Source organism: Pedobacter miscanthi (assembly GCF_032678605.1).
GTDB lineage: Bacteria > Bacteroidota > Bacteroidia > Sphingobacteriales > Sphingobacteriaceae > Pedobacter > Pedobacter miscanthi_A.
The window spans coordinates 22,815-38,946 of record NZ_JAVTSU010000004.1 but is presented as its reverse complement, the minus strand read 5'-3'; the positions used below and the strand labels follow the sequence as shown (position 1 = coordinate 38,946).

14 protein-coding genes are annotated in these 16,132 nt (G+C 38.5%); 3 read left to right on the top strand and 11 right to left on the bottom strand.

Translation table 11 applies throughout. The annotated features are described in order from the left end of the window. Positions 1-93 precede the first annotated feature (93 nt). Positions 94-228, top strand: coding sequence for a hypothetical protein (locus R2R28_RS07310; RefSeq protein WP_316825036.1), 135 nt, complete (start codon positions 94-96; stop codon positions 226-228). Between the two features lie 289 nt (positions 229-517). Here the strand turns inward: R2R28_RS07310 and R2R28_RS07305 are convergent, their stop codons facing one another. From R2R28_RS07305 to R2R28_RS07275, 7 genes are all read right to left on the bottom strand, one after another. Beyond that, a complete protein-coding gene (locus R2R28_RS07305) occupies positions 518-3,079 on the bottom strand; it encodes a M1 family aminopeptidase (protein WP_316825035.1) in 2,562 nt (853 codons plus the stop codon). An 11-nt stretch (positions 3,080-3,090) separates the two neighbouring features. Further along, a complete protein-coding gene (locus tag R2R28_RS07300) occupies positions 3,091-4,275 on the bottom strand; it encodes an NRAMP family divalent metal transporter (protein WP_316825034.1) in 1,185 nt (394 codons plus the stop codon). Next, positions 4,272-5,036, bottom strand: coding sequence for a 5-oxoprolinase subunit PxpA (locus tag R2R28_RS07295; protein WP_316825033.1), 765 nt, complete (start codon positions 5,034-5,036; stop codon positions 4,272-4,274). The genes R2R28_RS07300 and R2R28_RS07295 overlap by 4 nt, the downstream gene beginning before the upstream one ends. Further along, the gene (locus R2R28_RS07290; protein WP_316825032.1) at positions 5,037-6,035 is read right to left on the bottom strand and encodes a biotin-dependent carboxyltransferase family protein; all 999 of its coding nucleotides are present in this window, start codon (positions 6,033-6,035) and stop codon (positions 5,037-5,039) included. Continuing rightward, entirely contained in the window at positions 6,010-6,771 is a 762-nt protein-coding gene (pxpB, locus tag R2R28_RS07285) for a 5-oxoprolinase subunit PxpB (RefSeq protein WP_316825031.1), read from the bottom strand. Before pxpB ends, R2R28_RS07290 begins: the two co-directional genes overlap by 26 nt. A 169-nt stretch (positions 6,772-6,940) precedes the next feature. Next, positions 6,941-7,147 carry a hypothetical protein gene (locus R2R28_RS07280; protein WP_316825030.1) on the bottom strand — a complete coding sequence of 69 codons (207 nt, stop codon included), beginning with the start codon at positions 7,145-7,147 and terminating at the stop codon, positions 6,941-6,943. Positions 7,148-7,392: 245 nt separating this feature from the next. Continuing rightward, positions 7,393-8,214 carry a LytTR family transcriptional regulator DNA-binding domain-containing protein gene (locus R2R28_RS07275; RefSeq protein ID WP_316825029.1) on the bottom strand — a complete coding sequence of 274 codons (822 nt, stop codon included), beginning with the start codon at positions 8,212-8,214 and terminating at the stop codon, positions 7,393-7,395. Positions 8,215-8,444: 230 nt separating this feature from the next. Between R2R28_RS07275 and R2R28_RS07270 the strand changes: the two genes are divergently transcribed. Together R2R28_RS07270 and R2R28_RS07265 are read left to right on the top strand one after the other, a co-directional pair. Then, positions 8,445-8,888 carry a hypothetical protein gene (locus tag R2R28_RS07270; protein ID WP_316825028.1) on the top strand — a complete coding sequence of 148 codons (444 nt, stop codon included), beginning with the start codon at positions 8,445-8,447 and terminating at the stop codon, positions 8,886-8,888. Positions 8,889-8,923: 35 nt separating this feature from the next. After that, positions 8,924-9,235: a hypothetical protein gene (locus R2R28_RS07265; RefSeq protein ID WP_316825027.1), complete on the top strand. Its 312-nt coding sequence runs from the start codon at positions 8,924-8,926 to the stop codon at positions 9,233-9,235. 343 nt (positions 9,236-9,578) lie between these two features. Here R2R28_RS07265 and R2R28_RS07260 read toward each other — a convergent pair whose 3' ends face one another. From R2R28_RS07260 to R2R28_RS07245, 4 genes are all read right to left on the bottom strand, one after another. Continuing rightward, positions 9,579-9,785, bottom strand: coding sequence for a hypothetical protein (locus R2R28_RS07260; protein WP_066759258.1), 207 nt, complete (start codon positions 9,783-9,785; stop codon positions 9,579-9,581). A 139-nt stretch (positions 9,786-9,924) separates the two neighbouring features. Next, positions 9,925-10,857, bottom strand: coding sequence for a dihydrodipicolinate synthase family protein (locus R2R28_RS07255; RefSeq protein WP_316825026.1), 933 nt, complete (start codon positions 10,855-10,857; stop codon positions 9,925-9,927). Positions 10,858-10,904: 47 nt separating this feature from the next. Then, positions 10,905-12,473, bottom strand: coding sequence for a sodium:solute symporter (locus R2R28_RS07250; RefSeq protein ID WP_316825025.1), 1,569 nt, complete (start codon positions 12,471-12,473; stop codon positions 10,905-10,907). A 98-nt stretch (positions 12,474-12,571) separates the two neighbouring features. Continuing rightward, positions 12,572-16,111, bottom strand: coding sequence for a malectin domain-containing carbohydrate-binding protein (locus R2R28_RS07245; protein WP_316825024.1), 3,540 nt, complete (start codon positions 16,109-16,111; stop codon positions 12,572-12,574). Positions 16,112-16,132: the final 21 nt, after the last annotated feature.

Below are 16,132 nucleotides of genomic sequence, written 5' to 3'. Positions count from 1 at the left end.
TTAAAGTTCAAATAAAAAAGTTACAAACCATATTCAAAAAACGACGTTAGATAATTATAGACATTAAATTGACAAACATAATCCCTTTATTCCATGCACACTCAAACAGCAGACAACACAAATCTTACCGTTTATATCCAGGATGATCTTTCTATTGAAGATAAAAGAGAAATGGTTTTAACCAGTTTATTAGATGATTTAAATAGCCAGACAGAATCTTTTAATTAGGCGTGGTCTTTCCTAATACTATTATTTGACCGAATCTTCGCAATGCCGTCATTTTGAGCGGAGTGCAACGCAATCGAGAAATCCGTTTAGATAGATCTCTCCATTCCACTACGTTTCAGTCGAGATGACGGTAACTTCCAAATTGAGTCGTAAAAAACTGGATAGACATAAAAAAGAAAAGGGCAAACAAATACATGTTTACCCCTTTCAATCTAAATTAACGCTCTCGCAACAAATGTAAAAATTCTTCCCAAACCTGTATGTAACAAATTCAGATACAAAAGTTAATTTAACGATTGATCTGCTGTGCTCTACGAAGGTTATCAGTGGTTTGCAAAATCTTATCTTTTAATTTCGGGTTGTAATCAGGGTGTGATTTTATAAAATCCTGCACAACACGGTAAGCTTTTTCACTATTATAACTAGAAAATATAGCGGCTAACCACGATTGCGGAAAAAATATATCCCCTGTTTTCTGTATCTCTGCCAATAAATCTAAACTCTCACCAAGATATTTAATTGACGTAGCCTGCCTGATCGGATGATGCAGATAAGCTAAAGCAGTTGTTACCCAGGCTTCTTTCTGCCGGTTTTTGCGGTCTTTCAAACTATTGAAAAAATCATCCCGTTCTTTTACGTTTAAAGAAAGTGCTGGCATTAAATAAACCAGGCGATTTTTGCGGTCTTCATTTTTTGTCCGCGCCGATTGCTCCTTTAAAATCGTATTAACCGTATCGGTTTTAAGCGCTAAAGTTAAAGCTAAAGAGCTGTAATCATCCTCTTGAAGTTTAATCCCATCAGGAGCTGATTGTTTTAACCAGATATCGTACAAACGTTTGCCTGCTTCAGCACTTTGGTAAACATTCTGATAAGCATTAAACAGAATTTTCTTATTGTTAGCCAGTTGCTGCTCTTCTATTGCATTCCAAATGGTTTTCTCCATTAAACTATTAATAGATTCCCGTTTTTCTGCCGTAAGGAATGTCCAGTAAATGTTGGTCATATAACCGGTGAGCAAGCGCAGGTTCATTTCATTTTTTTCTACGGTAATACCTTTAAGCAAAATCACCAGGAGCTCATAAGGTTTAAAACTTTTGCCCGAAAGCATATTTTCGTAAGTATTGATGTAGGCTGAGGCACGCTCTAAAGGATCTGTAATATTGTAAACATCAGCAATCATATTTTTGTCGACTGGAAAAAGGCCATAACCCGCACCATTGGCATTAAATAAGATGTATTGAGGTTTCGGAAGACCTTTTGCTTCATTTATGACCGTGTTGGCCCCCATTGCATTAACTGTTAATATTTTGCTGTTGGTAAGATAAACCAATTTTATTGTAAAGGATTGTGGCCAAACCCTTTGCGAGCCAACCTCACTGGTTTGATTAAAGCTTAAATCATTGATTTTATCACCATCGTATTTAATTTCATAATTAAAAAACGGTCTGCCCGGCTCGTTTACCCAAACCTTATTCCAGCTGTACAGGTCACTTTTGGTGTATTTGCTTAAAATTGCAATCAAATCGTTCCAGGTAGCATTACTATAGGCATATTTTTTAAGGTATTCCCTTATCCCCTTCTGAAAATTCTCTTTCCCCATTAAGAGTTCGAGCTGGCGCATCATCACCGGTGCTTTGTGGTAAATGATATTACCATACATCGAACCAGCTTCCTGCAGGTTATCCAATTGCTGACGAATGGGATTAGCACCTAAAGTCCGGTCTACACCATAAGCAGCCGGGTAATGATCCTGGAGGAATTTAAGGTCGAAAGTGCTTTTTCCCATTAGTTTTTCAGTCACTTTATCGGCCATAAAATTGGCAAACACCTCTTTCATCCACACATCATTAAACCATTTCATGGTTACCAGGTCGCCAAACCACATGTGCGCTGTTTCGTGCGAAATAAGATTAGAACGCGAAATAAACTGATCTTTGGTGGCACCCTGATCCAGAAACAAGGCGGAAGCTTTATACTGTACCTCACCCGGATGTTCCATACCGCCAAACTGAAAATCAGGAATTGCGACAAAACCAACTTTTTGAAAGGGAAATTTTATTGCCGTCCAGTTCTCTAAAAAATTAATCGCATCACTATGCGCTACAAAAACAGAATCGACACTGAGTTTAATTTTGGCAGAATCGGTTTCACGGTGCAGAAATTCCATGTCCCGATTTTTCATTTTCTTTTTGATAAAAGTGTATGCTCCTGCCGTAAATGAAAAAAGATAAGTGGGTAATTTATCAGAGTTTTTAAAGTGATAAGTAACCACACCGCCCTTTATTAACGAATCTTTTAAAATAGCATTAGCCATTATTTTCCAATGATTTGGAACGGTTAATGAAAGTAAAAAATTAGCTTTTAAATCAGGCTGATCGAAGCAAGGAAATACCGTCCTCGCATGATCGGGAACTAAAAGTGCATAAAGAAAATCCTTATTCCTGTTCAACGATTCGTTACCTGCAATAAAAGCGATTTCGATATGGTTATTACCCAATTTTAAATGCTGCTGATTAATGAGGATATGCTCATTGTTAAAATCGATATTAACCATCTTTCCGTTAACAGAAACCGTTTTTAAATGATCTGCATTTTGCTTAAAGTCTATTTGCAGATCAGTCAACTTAACCAACTTAAAATCAATAAGTTCTGTTGATTGAATCAAAGCCGATTGCTCAGCAGGAATATTAAAATGAAGCTGATATTGAATATTGCTGATATTGGCACTCCTGAAGGTTGCCAGCGCCAGCGAAACGCCCGGTTCAACTGCAATTTCCTGTCCACCTTGTTGTGCGAAGCTGGTTGAACTTAAAAGAAATAAAAGAAAGAAATATTTTGTGATTCTGCTCATTGTGGTCATTTTTATTCTCCGTTAATCATTTGTATAATGGTACCATAACTCATCCAAACCATGGTGATTACCACAGCTAGCCCCGTTAACGTTAACCAGAGTGGTTGTTTATAATTCGCAATAATTTTGGTTCTATAGGCCGCAATAAGCATAATGCCTAAGGCAATAGGCAAGATAAAGCCGTTAATGACGCCAACAGTAAGTAATATTTTAACGGGTTTACCAATCAGGATAAAAATAACACAGGAAATGGATATAAAAGCAATAATGATTTCCCTGTTAAATTTTAAAATCATTGGATGGAAACTTTTGATAAAAGAAATTGAAGTATAGGCAGAACCTACAACAGAAGATATACCTGCTGCCCAGATTACTACACCGAAGATTTTATAACCGATTTGGCCACTGGCCAGTTTAAAAACCGATGCTGCCGGATTAGCCGGATCTAAAGTTAAACCTTTACTTACTACCCCTAAAGCGGCGATAAACAACAACACACGCATAATAGAAGCTAAACCGATAGCGCTTAAGGCACCTTTATTTACGGCCCCAAGGTTTTGGATTCCGGTTTGCCGCGCATCCAATAAACGGTGTGCGCCCGAAAAGGTAATGTAACCACCTACTGTGCCGCCAACTATGGTTAAAACTGCCGTAAAACTAAATTGTGTTGGATTTACGGCACGTAATGCAGCCTCTGCCAATGGTGGCGAACTGGTATAGGCGATTATTAAAGCCAGTACAATTTTAATTAACCCCATAGTTTTGGCAAAAACATCCATGGCTTTACCTGCTTCTTTATAGATAAAAATGCCGATGGCCATAATGGCGCTGATTACGGCACCCTGCCCTACACTGATGCCAAAAAGTACATTTAATCCTAAACCTGCGCCTGCAATGTTCCCAATATTAAAAGCCAAACCACCCAGAAATACCAGAAAGGAAATAAAATAACCTAAACCTGGAAATACCTTATTGGCAATATCCTGCGCAGGTTTATCGGCCACGGCAATAATCCGCCAGATGTTGAGCTGTGCAATGGCATCCAGAATAATCGATAACAGGATGACAAACGCGAAACTCGCACCCAATTGCTGGGTAAAAACTGCTGTCTGCGTTAAAAATCCCGGACCAATAGCCGATGATGCCATTAAAAAAGCGGCTCCTAAAAGTATACTCCAATTGTATTTTGGTTTCATCGTGCAGGTGCTTTAACAGAAATGCCTTCCTTTTTCAATCTTTCCGAAATGAGTTTGGCAAATGCAACCGCATGTTCCCCATCGCCATGCAAGCAAATGGTTTCGGCTGTAACTGCAATACAGTTTCCGTTTACACTCGTTACCTCTTGTTTTAAAGCAAAATTGAGCACCTGGTTAATGGCATCTTCTTCTTTACTTATCATAGCATTAATCATAGAACGAGGCGTGAGTGTGCCATCATCCTGATAACTGCGGTCGGCAAAAACCTCTGAAGCTGTTAAAATGCCTTTTTCGTGTGCTTCGGCAATCATTTTACTTCCAGCCAATCCATACAAAATCAAACCCGGATCAAAATCATATACCGCCTGTACAATGGCTTTTGCCAAATCTGTATCCTTTGCTGCCATATTATAAAGCGCACCATGTGCTTTAACATGCTTTAATTTGCTTCCTGCAGCTTTTACAAAACCGCTTAAAGCGCCAATTTGATATAAAGTAAGCTGATAGGCCTCATTTGCGGTGATCTTCATTTCTCTCCGACCAAAACCCTGCAGATCGGGTAAACCCGGATGCGCACCAATGGCTACGCCCTTTTTAATAGCCAGGGCAACGGTTTGTTGCATTACACCTGGATCGCCGGCATGAAAACCGCATGCAATGTTAGCCGAAGAGATATAATCCATCAGCAGATCATCATTGGGCATGGTATAATTTCCAAATGCTTCGCCCATGTCGCAATTAAGATCGATCGTTTTCATCATTTAAATATATTTAAGGCTTATTGCCGTGGTAATCAAGGCCAAATCATGCTCACGCTGAAGATAAAGTTCTTCAGCTTCATCTCCTGAAATTTCGGAAAAACGGATCTCATCGCCAGGTTTTAACTGGGCACAAACTGGTAAATCAACCGCGGCAACATGGGCAATCCGCGGATAGCCACCAGTTGTTTGGCAATCAGCCATCAATATTACCAAATCTCCACTCCCCGTTACCTGAATCACCCCGGGCGTTACGGCCGTACTCAGCAATTCTTTTTTAACTTTCCGAACCAATGGCTTTCCAGATAGATGATACCCCATGCGGTTGCTCCTCCTATCAATGGTATAACTTTTGGTTAAAAACGAAATAATCGAAGTTGCATCAAACCAGCTAATCTCATTGGCCAGCACAACACGAACAGTTTGCCTGTATGCTGGCAGCAAACTTTCCCGTGAAATGCGCCAGTTTGGGTAAATCAAGCCTTTTTTAATCAATTGATCCAATATCCCGGTAGAAATTTGACTTAGCGCATTATTATTTGTTAAAATATCTTCTTTTTGTAACACCCTGCCTGCTAAGCCGCCAAAACCACCCGTAAGGAAAGTGCTTTTACTTCCCATTACGTCGGGTACATTCCAACCTCCAGCTATGGCCAGATATGTACGTACACCAATTGGATTGGTTATTAATTGTATAATGGAGCCAGCCCGAAAAAACAATGGCTTTTCAGCAGGCATTAACTCATCGTTATAAACCAAAAATGCCCCATCGCCGGAGTAAGCCATTAAAACATCGCTTTCGGTTTTGAATGAAGCCCCTGCATAGGTAAATTCTACCGTAGCTACATCATCGTCATTACCAACCGCTTTATTGGCTAAACGATGCGCCAGCTGGTCCATTGCTCCTGAAAGCGGAACAGCCTGCGATAAATACTGATACCGGCCCAAATCCTGAACCGTACTTAATAAACCAGGTTTAATGATGCTGATTTTCATATTCATGCTGCATCATTTCATTAAATATTGTTATTTCAATAGCCTTAAAAGTAACCTGATCGCCCCCTTTTAACAACGAGGGTTGCAAACGGTTAATATCAAACATTTTTAATGGGGTACGCCCGATAATCTGCCAGCCACCAGGAGTTTGCATGGGGTAAATACCCGTTTGTGTACCTGCAATACCTACTGCGCCTGCAGGTATTTTAGCATCTGGTATAGCTTTTCGTGGTGTAGCTAAATTGTCATCCATGCCACCCATATAGGCAAAACCAGGTACAAAACCAATCATAAACACGGTATACAAACCTGCGGTATGTATTTCGATTACTTCGTTTACGGTAAGTTTGTTGCTTTGTGCAACGGTTAAAATATCGGGACCAAAATCTCCCCCATAACAAACCGGAATTACCACTTTATCGGCCATAACAACAGATTGTTCTTTTTTAACCTGTCCGAGGTTTTTAAGGTAATTAGAAACTTTATCGTAACAGGTTTCGCCTGCAAGATCGGATGCTGAAACAATTAACGGATTATAAATAACAGTTAAAGTGCTGTAGGCAGGTACGGTAGTGGTAAAGCCCGGAAAAGGATTTTGAAGTAAAAGTTTGTTAAAACCAGTAACAAGGGCTAGTAAATTTTTATTAATAAGCGTTCCGAACTCAATGGTGAGCGATTGTTCGCTTAATCCATAAATTTTAACCGGGTAATTTGCCGAAAAATAGGTTTCCTCTTCAGCCATATTAACAACCTGATATTATTTTAATACAAATCACCTTTTTCAATGGCATAGAAACTTATGTTTAGCCATAAAAATGATTATATATTATCAAAATCGCAAAGGTTTATTAAAATTCATTGGATGAGGTATCACAAATAACAATGATTATAGATCAGGTTTAAATATAAAATTAAACTTTCGTTTTTTTATTTCCCTCAATTACCACTCTACCCGCTTCATCTTTATACCCTGAATAATCTGTAACAAATCCTCCAATGATAACACCAATTACATTACCAATAATACCAAATGAAGAACCGATTAGCGCACCGCCTGTTGTACCAGATAAAGCACTGGAAATTATCCCTAAATTTCTATTATCTACTTTTTCTGACATAAGCTTAATTTTAGTAAAAAAATGATTATATATTATCGAAATCGCTAAGGTTTATAAAAATAAGTGAGATCATCAGACATGCAAAATACCAGGCTAAAATATAAAGATAAATAAATTCCCAATTAAGGAGTTTATCATATAAGGCCGGCCAGAATTTTGTTGTGCTTTTTAAAGCTAACCAGAGTATTACGCTGCCTCAAATACCTTTATAAATATAAGATTTTTTAAAAAATATTTTAATTGTCTCACGTTTCTTTTTTCACATTTTTCATTCCTTCTTTATACCAGTGTTTAAACCCTACTACTTTACGCTGACTTACATAAAACTCCTTATTTGAAGTAAGCGTTACTTTTAAAATCAATAGCAACCTCCTCGAAGCACCTGGCTGGTACCCTTCAATGATTTCTCGGTGTACAATATCTGACCTATTGATTAAAAAGTATTCGCTTTCGGGTAATTCCTGTATAGTTTCTTCAATTGTTTTGGTCCAGATGATGGATTCACCATTTTTTAACATGGCAACAAACCCGCCTTCAACAGGGTAAATCGCAAGAATATCAGTGTGTTGTTTAACATTTTCTTTTGAATATTCTTTGTTCGGGATATTTATTTTATATCGGTAAATACGTTGTTGCGTAAGCGCTATAATGAGATAAAGTGCATTAAGTAATAAGATGTAACATAACACAATCGTAAAATCATAACGAAAATATCCTGCTGCAATAATATTTGTACCCCTAAGCCAAAAATATAATGCAGCCAGTAATAAGGCAATTAAAACTGTGGCAATTACACCCCATAAAACCTGATACGAGATACGTTTATTAAATTTTGGCAAGCTTAAATAGGATGCATCCAGATGCCTGGTTACTTTTAATATGTATTCTCCAATAATTGCAGCAATAATAAAACTACAAACCAGCGCCAAATAATAATACGACAGTTTTAAAAGCTCAATAAAATTTTCAGGTTCGCCGTATGATACGATAAAATGGGCCGAAAACAGGTAAATAAGTATCCGGTAATAAATTTTTGGATAAATGATCCGATTAGTATTTAAAACCATAGCGTTTAATTTAACAGATCTAAAAGCTGCTAAGCAAAATAGTTGAATTTAGTATCTGATAAACATACATCAAAATACTATCCAAAAATACATTAATGTATCATTCATCTCAAAAAATGCTATCGTTGGGGTACAAAATCTAAATCTTACAATTTTGTTTATAGCAATCCATATTATGTTTGTTTTGAAATAAGCCAAAGAGGCTAACTGTCATTTTTTGTATCATCATTATGAAAAAATATTCTTTTTCAAACGAAGGTTTCCAAAGCTTACAGAAACAACTTTATCGGTTACCCGATTCCTTGTTAAAAATTCAGGCAAATTTTGTTTCTACAAACTTTAAAAAATGGGTGACAGACAATTTTGTTTTAAACAATAGCCAGCTAAACTGTATAGACATTCAGGATTTAAAGATGATCAGGTTTTTAGGTTCTCAAGTGAACATAGCTATAATCAACCGTTTACCAATCACATTAATCAAACCAATAAAACCAATAAATCAAGCACTTAGCAGTAAGCTCATCCGGTTAGAGAACAACTTTACAGCATTATTTGAGATCAACGATAAAATCAAAATCGGTGGACAATTGACAATCTACATTACCTATTGCACTAAACATGATGCCAACGCTTATCAAAAATATAATCAACAATACCTTAACCAACTTTTTTAGCTGTTTTTTCAAATGCAATAAAACAGTTCTGATCTATGAAAAATAGAAAATTAATGTTTGGCCTTGTAGCCCTAATTGGGTTCGGCTCACTGGTTACGCTTAATGCTTTTAAAAGCATTCAAAAAACGTTACCGCAGTATCAATACATGAGCAGTTCGTCTTCTGCAACTGATGTGCGTAATATTGCAAATTGGGAGGAAGTTGATGGTTCGACACCAAGTTGCGGCACGTCTGGAAGCTTAGTTTGCAGATATGAATTCGATGGAGATGTAGATGAATTTAAAGATTTTATAGCTGATAAAACTCCAACTTTCTTAGCGAATAATGCGCTATCAAAAAAACAATAGTGTAGAAAGCGGGGAATAACTTCCCCGCTTTTTTACGAAACAGGGTGTCGTCCATGTGGACATAAATATTCGTGTCGTTAAAAGAAAAATTAAGTTTCTGGATACGGGATACGTCTTCTTACAGCCCCAAAGATACAATCAAGGTTCATTCTATCATCCTTAAACAATCGATACGCCGCAGACCAGTCCTTGAACTGGCTACCATTGGCCGAGAGCATGCCGGTAATGGTACACCGGCCAAGGCATCCCAACACACCCAAGGCCAATGACCTTGCACGATCAAAGGTTCTGGACTGCTTGAAGGCTGGCAGGCAGCCTTCGAAAATCGATCTGAAGCATCCGATCAGGGTTTCTTGGGGAGTTTTTTTTTAAGGTCCTCAACGGACTCATCGCTTCTCTGAAGGATCAGTCGCTGGTTGTCATCAATAATCCACTCCACAACCTCGCCCTGCTTGAACTCGATTGCCTGGGCGACAGCTGAGGGGAAATTAACATACCACTGCTCGCTTGTCTTTCTTTTTATAACCTGTACTTTGGTTGGATATCCCATATCTAGTTGTGTAACTAGATATAAAAATCAAAAAAAATGGCTGTAAAAACAAATTTACGGCCACTTTTTTTTCTTGAATAGTAAATAGCCAAACTCAAGTCGCAGGTTTTAAAAACCTGCGAGGTTTAAAAAAAATATTTTATATAAAAACCTTAATATTCAGATTATTACGCAATGAAGTATAATCATCAAAAAGCATTTCAACCGCTTTAACTACTTTAGGCGTAAACGAACCTACATTTCTGCGGGTAAAGGTGGATATGTTTAAACCCCGTTTTTGCAAAAAATACTTCGATACAACAGGATAAACGTTGTGCATTACCTCCATATTGTCGATTAAAAACTGTTGTACTACCTGTACCTCATCTTTAAGTATTTCATCATTATAATGGTCGCAAAGCCAAACAATCAGTTCAGGAAAATAATTACCCTGGATACAAGATAAGCCAGCAGAACCTGCTTTTAACGATTCTACCGCATGAACCATGTAGGCATCGTACAAGCCAAAAGCATAACCATCGGTCAGTTTAAGTTTCTCTTTAATTTGATCCAGGTCCAAACTGGTGTCTTTATGATAAATTACCCTGCCAGTGGATGCAAAATCAGCCAGTTGTTGTGGCTTTAACACCCTTTTATAAGGCACTGGACATTCGTAAAAGCCAATTGGAATATCATCCGTTTGATGGAACAGGTCGAATACACGTTCGTTAAATATTTCGTCAGCTTCATTTTCACCTGCCAGCAAACTGGTAATGGCAATTACAGCTTCAACACCTGTATCACTTACCTCTTTTACAAAGTCTGCCTGGTTCGCAATTTCACCGCCAAATGTCCCCGTGGCTACAACAGGTACGGCACCGTTTACTACTTTGATCACATGTTTTATCGCCTGGATCCTTTCTTTACCACTCAGTTCGAACATTTCACTGGAAAGGCAATTGGCAAATAAACCAGAAGCTCCTGCCTGGAGGTAAATTTCAGTAAGTTGGGTTAAAGCAGGGTAATCGATGTTTCCATTGCTCAAAAAAGGCGTGAGCATAACCGGGATGAACCCTTTTTGTGAGTTTTCCATTATATTTTTCAGAATAAATGTTTTTAAATTAATAGCTCAGCATGATCTTATTGAGCTGTTTTTGTTCTTTTGTTTTTAATTTTGGTCAGGAAAAGCCCTGTTAAAAAAATGGTTAGGGTACCAATTACAATAATCATGTTTTTATGTAAAGGATTTCTAAAAACTTCATATTCCGGAGGAAGAAGCGAAGAAAATGTCATCCATATAATTACAGCGATACCGATAATGGTTGCGGTGACGGCTTCGTGATTTTTACTTTGCCTGCTGATGATGCCAAGGAGGAACAAACCGAGCATCCCGGCTGCAAAAATACCTGACAATTCCCACCAGACGTCTAAAATGCTTTTCACGCCAATCATGGCAATTCCGGAAATCATGCCCAGTAAACCAAAACCTACCGTAGCTAAATGTAACAGCGATAAATGCTGTTTTTCGGTAATATCGGGTTTGAAATATCTTTTATAAATATCCACCGAAAATACCGTTGCCGAAGCATTCATTCCAGAACTAATGGTACTCATTGCTGCAGATAGAATCGCTGAAACAATCAAACCAACCAAACCTGCAGGAATTTTCGTCACCATAAAGTGCGGCATAATTTTATCGCCATAATCAGATGGCAGCAACGCATTTTGCACCTTTAATACCGCTGCTGCAGAAGCATGTAAAGGCAAGCGTTCAATAGCTACCTGGTGTTTAATTGACTGTACCAGTTCCGGGTTAATTTCATAATAAGCATACAGGCAAGATCCTATAATAAAAAACAATAGCGAAGCTGGAATATATAAGCAAACGCACAGCCAGATCGATTTTGAAGCCGCCTTGCCTGATGATGCGGTGTGGTAACGCTGAATATAATTCTGGTCCATCCCAAAGTTGTTCAGGTTAATGAAAAAGCCATAAAGTAACACTACCCAGAATGATGATCCCACAAAATCGAACTTAAAACTACCCAGGCTAAACTTATTGGCAGATTTTCCGATTTCTACAATCTTCGAAACGCCTCCCGGCATGTTCGTGATAATAAGATACAGGATAAGCAGTGCACCAAGCGTTTTTACTATGGCCTGTACTACTTCTGTCCATATTACCGCTTCAATCCCTCCTAAAACGGTATAGAAAATAATACAAATACCCATTACAATCATAATTACCTGCATGGAATAACCCGTAAGGGCTTGCAAACTTAAAGCTATTCCGAAAAATATTGATCCCATCCTGGCCAATTGTGTAAGCAGGAAACAAACCACTGCGTAAACCCTGGCCCAGGCACCAAAACGTTTTTCTAAATGGGTATAGGCTGAAATTTCACCTGTACTACGGTAAAATGGCACAAAATATTTTGAAGCCACCCATGCTGCCAGCGGCATGGAAATACTAAATACAAATGCATTCCAATTACCGCCAAAAGATTTGCCAGGTACGCCTAAAAAGGTATTGCTGCTTAAAAATGTCGCATAAATTGACAAACCTATCGCCCATCCGGGGATCAGGCCCGAAGCTTTTGTAAATTGCTCGGAGTTTTTATTCTTTCGCGAAAAATAAACCCCAACTAATATCATCCCAACAAGATAAATGAAGATAATCGCAAGATCGAATACAGGTAGACCTTTCATTATTTGTGGGCTCGTTTATTAATTTGGTTAAAACAAATATGCATCACTAAGTATCTCTATTCATATAAGATTTTGGCTACATATTGTACCATCTTATCTTATTGTACATCTAAAGCATCTATCGCCAATCCTTTCGTTTCAGAAGCTATTAAGGAGACTTTATAGCTTCCAGCATTAATCATGCTGCCCGTATTGGTGCTCAGGTAATTCCATTTTCCTTCTTTTGTGGGTGCGAATTCGACTATTTCAGTCTTCATTAAAGTTCCATCGGCAGATAAGAACGCCAGTTTAGCTTTTAACGATTGATTTGTTGGGTTATGGTATTTAATGGTTAACGAATAGGTATCGGCAACGCCAACTGAAATGTTCCAGGTTAAATTCCCTTGATCAGCCGCCTTAAAAACAACCCTTTCTTTATCCATCAGATTTGTTTTTACCACACCTGTTAAAATGCCATCAATCGCTTTGTACGTTTTGGTTGTTTTTAAATCATAAGCGGGTTGCAAATGAGTAATGGGCAATACAAAAACGGTAGCCGTTCTGCTGTCGAAAATGATTCTTTTATTAGGGTTAAGCCTTTTCCGATAGAGATTAAACTTTTCATCCTTACTGTTACTGAATGCGGTTTTAGTATCCTCAAAATCCAGAGGGATACTGCTGTTATTATTCAACGCGATAAAAGTATCAACCGTATCTGTAGCGGTGAATTCTATACTTTCCTGGCCGCGCGATGCCTTTAACCACTCCCCGCCATATAAATTGGACGGCAGGTTGGTGAAAGTTGCATTTTCGCCTTTAAACTGTTCATCCCCAATATCCAGCCAGCTGTTCAGTTCTGCATTTTTTATCTTTGTTAAAAGTGATTTGCTTGCTGCTGCAGCTTGGATATTTTGCTTTAAACTTGCAATAGCGATGGCTGAAATAACGGCCTGACCAACTTTTATTTCTGGAAAATTGATGTTTAAAAAACCGCCTCTAATGGTTGTTTTGATTGTTTTTTTTAATAAAGCGTTGCTTCCGCCTTCACTCCAGATATCTAAATCTTTTATTACGGTTTTACCATTAAATGCCACATCAAATAAACGCATGGCTTTGGCATCAAAACCACCACCTATTCCCAGCCAGGGTTCTACAAAATAAAGTTCGACAAGGTATTCTCCATCTGGCAAAGGAAAATGATATTTGAGCTGATCCCTTCCATACCTAAAGGTTTGAAAAAGTTTCCAATCTGCAGTGCCTCCAATGGGCTGAAAAGTGCGGCGCTGACTGGCAAAAAAATTAGGTACACCAGGAAAATCTCCTGTCCATGAGGTAGAGCCAAAATTTTCAGATGAAGATAAATTCCGGTCGGCTGACCATTTATTTCCATTTACATCGGTACAATCACCCCCGCCACAGTTTATGCGGTACACATAATGGTAGTTTGGTGTTGAGGTAATTAATTTTTTATCAGTAATTAAAGTAGTAAAATTTGGACTTTGTGGTAAATTCTGCATCACCATTTGATCTTTGGCAACTGCTTTCCCGTTAATATAACCTACAGCATAAAGTACATTGTATTTAATTTCGGGCTTATTCCACTTGAAATGAGTGCCAATTGCACCTCGTTTTTGTTTACCTAAAGATTGCCCGTTGATATCATTAAAAAGTTCAACCTCATCACAATTCGAATATACCACAACACTATCTTTTATTCCAGGTTTGGTCCAGCGGTTTGGCCAGGTATGCGATACAATATATACCATCGGTTCAGTGGCTTTTGGGGAGTAATTTGCCCTGAACATGTAAAAAACATCGGTAGGTTCTTCCCAGGGGGTAAACATACCTTTATAATTTACAGGTCCAATCCGGTCAAGATCTCTTAAACCCTCTCCTCCCTGTACCCTTCCCGGGTTATCGTGGGAACTGTATAACCAGAAAAAATGTCCGGCGGATTGATCTTTCACCGATTCGGCCAGGCGTACCTTTGTTTCCATTAAATCGGTCATTTTATTTTCAGTATAACCTTTACCGTTCTCATCAGTATTGTGCAGGTCGATGGTTCTCCAGGCACCATACTCGCCTACTAAAACCTGTTTTTTCAGGTCTTCACCATAAGTTAAAGGATTACCTCCATAAGTGCCGGTCCAGTTTTGGGGCACATCCCAATCGGTTCCTTTACCCCCATTACAGGTGGTTACTTTTCTTTGTGAGGATGCTGTCGGATCCAGTTTACGGATCAGTTCGGTACATTCTTTTGCGAAATCTTCGGGCAAAGTACTTTCGTTCTCCAAACCCCACAATACCACTGCCGGACTATTTCTGCGTTCTTTTACCCAATCAGTTAAAAGTGTTTTAAAGTTCTTTCTGAATTCGGGGTTGTCGTACCAAATATGGGCGGCCATTTGTGTCCAGCACAAAATTCCTTCCTTATCCCAGTAATCACCATATAGTAAATTATGCGGTTGGTGTGCATCGCGGAACGCATTAAACCCTGCAGCTTTTACCTGCATCACTCTTGATCTGATCTGTTCGTTACTAAAAGCATGACTCTGACCGATTAAATGCTCGTATTCTGCAATCCCATTAATAAAAACGGGTTTTCCATTTAATAAAAACTGTTTTTGACTAGTTTGATTACCAATTTGATCACTATCGGATGGCCAGCTGATCCAACGGATGCCGTAAGGTGTTTTGATTTCATCTGCTACTTTTCCGTTCTCTACAATTGTGGTTTGTAACGTATAGAGGTATGGATTTTTTAAAGACCAGAGTTTTGGATTGATGATTTTATCCGTCTGTTGGCCAATCTGGATTTCTTTTCCAGCGGGAACTGAAACTGTTTTTTTGAGTTCTTTCACCTGTTTTCCGCCTGCATCCAGCAAGCGGTTAATAAGCGTTACGTTTTTAACCTTTAATCCATAGTTTTTTATGGTGCTACTTAAATTCAAAATTGCAACTTTCTCTGAAATTTTATTATCATTCCAGATGTGGATACCAAAGGGTTCAATGCGGATATCATTGGTCACAATTAAATGTACCGGACGAAAAATGCCCATGGGTTGCGAACCTTCAGAAAAACCACGCTCGGTTGAGCAGCCTCCGTCAACCCAGGGTAAATCCTGAATATTGGCAGGATGATCGGCCCGGACAGCCAACACATTTTCCTGATTGTTGATTTTAATGGCTGAAGTAACATCTAAAGTAAAAGTAGTTCTTCCACCTGCGTGATGGCCCACATTTTTACCGTTAAGCCAAACAGTGGCATAAGATCCTACACCTTCAAAATAGAGGAAAAATCTTTTATAGGCCTTAATTTCGATGATTTTGAAGGTTTTTCTATACCAGGCAAAACCATGTTTGTTACCATGAAGTTTACGCTGGTAACCCTCGTACTGATCCCAGTTATGCGGAACATTTACGTTTTTCCAGTTTATGGTTTTATAATTAGGCTGCTGGAAACCATCAAAAGCACTTTTGTGCTCATCAGCGATGGTAAGCCAATCAGAATTGAAGGAAATATCTTTTCGGGTTGTACTTTGCGCATGAACAAAATTTATCCCTAGTAAGAAAATTGCACAAAGTGAAAATAGGAGTTTACGTCGTAACAATGGTTTGTGGAGATATGGACCAAGGTACGTGGATTTTTTTAATTCCATATTTTCTCCGGCCGAGGTACG

Bases quoted from the DNA above. Each gene is read 5' to 3' on its own strand.
- pxpB (WP_316825031.1), bottom strand. From the start codon at position 6,771: ATGGCTGAAGAGGAAACCTATTTTTCGGCAAATTACCCGGTTAAAATT.
- R2R28_RS07280 (WP_316825030.1), bottom strand. From the start codon at position 7,147: ATGTCAGAAAAAGTAGATAATAGAAATTTAGGGATAATTTCCAGTGCT.
- R2R28_RS07265 (WP_316825027.1), top strand. From the start codon at position 8,924: ATGAAAAATAGAAAATTAATGTTTGGCCTTGTAGCCCTAATTGGGTTC.
- R2R28_RS07275 (WP_316825029.1), bottom strand. From the start codon at position 8,214: ATGGTTTTAAATACTAATCGGATCATTTATCCAAAAATTTATTACCGG.
- R2R28_RS07295 (WP_316825033.1), bottom strand. From the start codon at position 5,036: ATGATGAAAACGATCGATCTTAATTGCGACATGGGCGAAGCATTTGGA.
- R2R28_RS07305 (WP_316825035.1), bottom strand. From the start codon at position 3,079: ATGAGCAGAATCACAAAATATTTCTTTCTTTTATTTCTTTTAAGTTCA.
- R2R28_RS07270 (WP_316825028.1), top strand. From the start codon at position 8,445: ATGAAAAAATATTCTTTTTCAAACGAAGGTTTCCAAAGCTTACAGAAA.
- R2R28_RS07245 (WP_316825024.1), bottom strand. From the start codon at position 16,111: ATGGAATTAAAAAAATCCACGTACCTTGGTCCATATCTCCACAAACCA.
- R2R28_RS07250 (WP_316825025.1), bottom strand. From the start codon at position 12,473: ATGAAAGGTCTACCTGTATTCGATCTTGCGATTATCTTCATTTATCTT.
- R2R28_RS07300 (WP_316825034.1), bottom strand. From the start codon at position 4,275: ATGAAACCAAAATACAATTGGAGTATACTTTTAGGAGCCGCTTTTTTA.
- R2R28_RS07255 (WP_316825026.1), bottom strand. From the start codon at position 10,857: ATGGAAAACTCACAAAAAGGGTTCATCCCGGTTATGCTCACGCCTTTT.
- R2R28_RS07310 (WP_316825036.1), top strand. From the start codon at position 94: ATGCACACTCAAACAGCAGACAACACAAATCTTACCGTTTATATCCAG.
- R2R28_RS07260 (WP_066759258.1), bottom strand. From the start codon at position 9,785: ATGGGATATCCAACCAAAGTACAGGTTATAAAAAGAAAGACAAGCGAG.
- R2R28_RS07290 (WP_316825032.1), bottom strand. From the start codon at position 6,035: ATGAATATGAAAATCAGCATCATTAAACCTGGTTTATTAAGTACGGTT.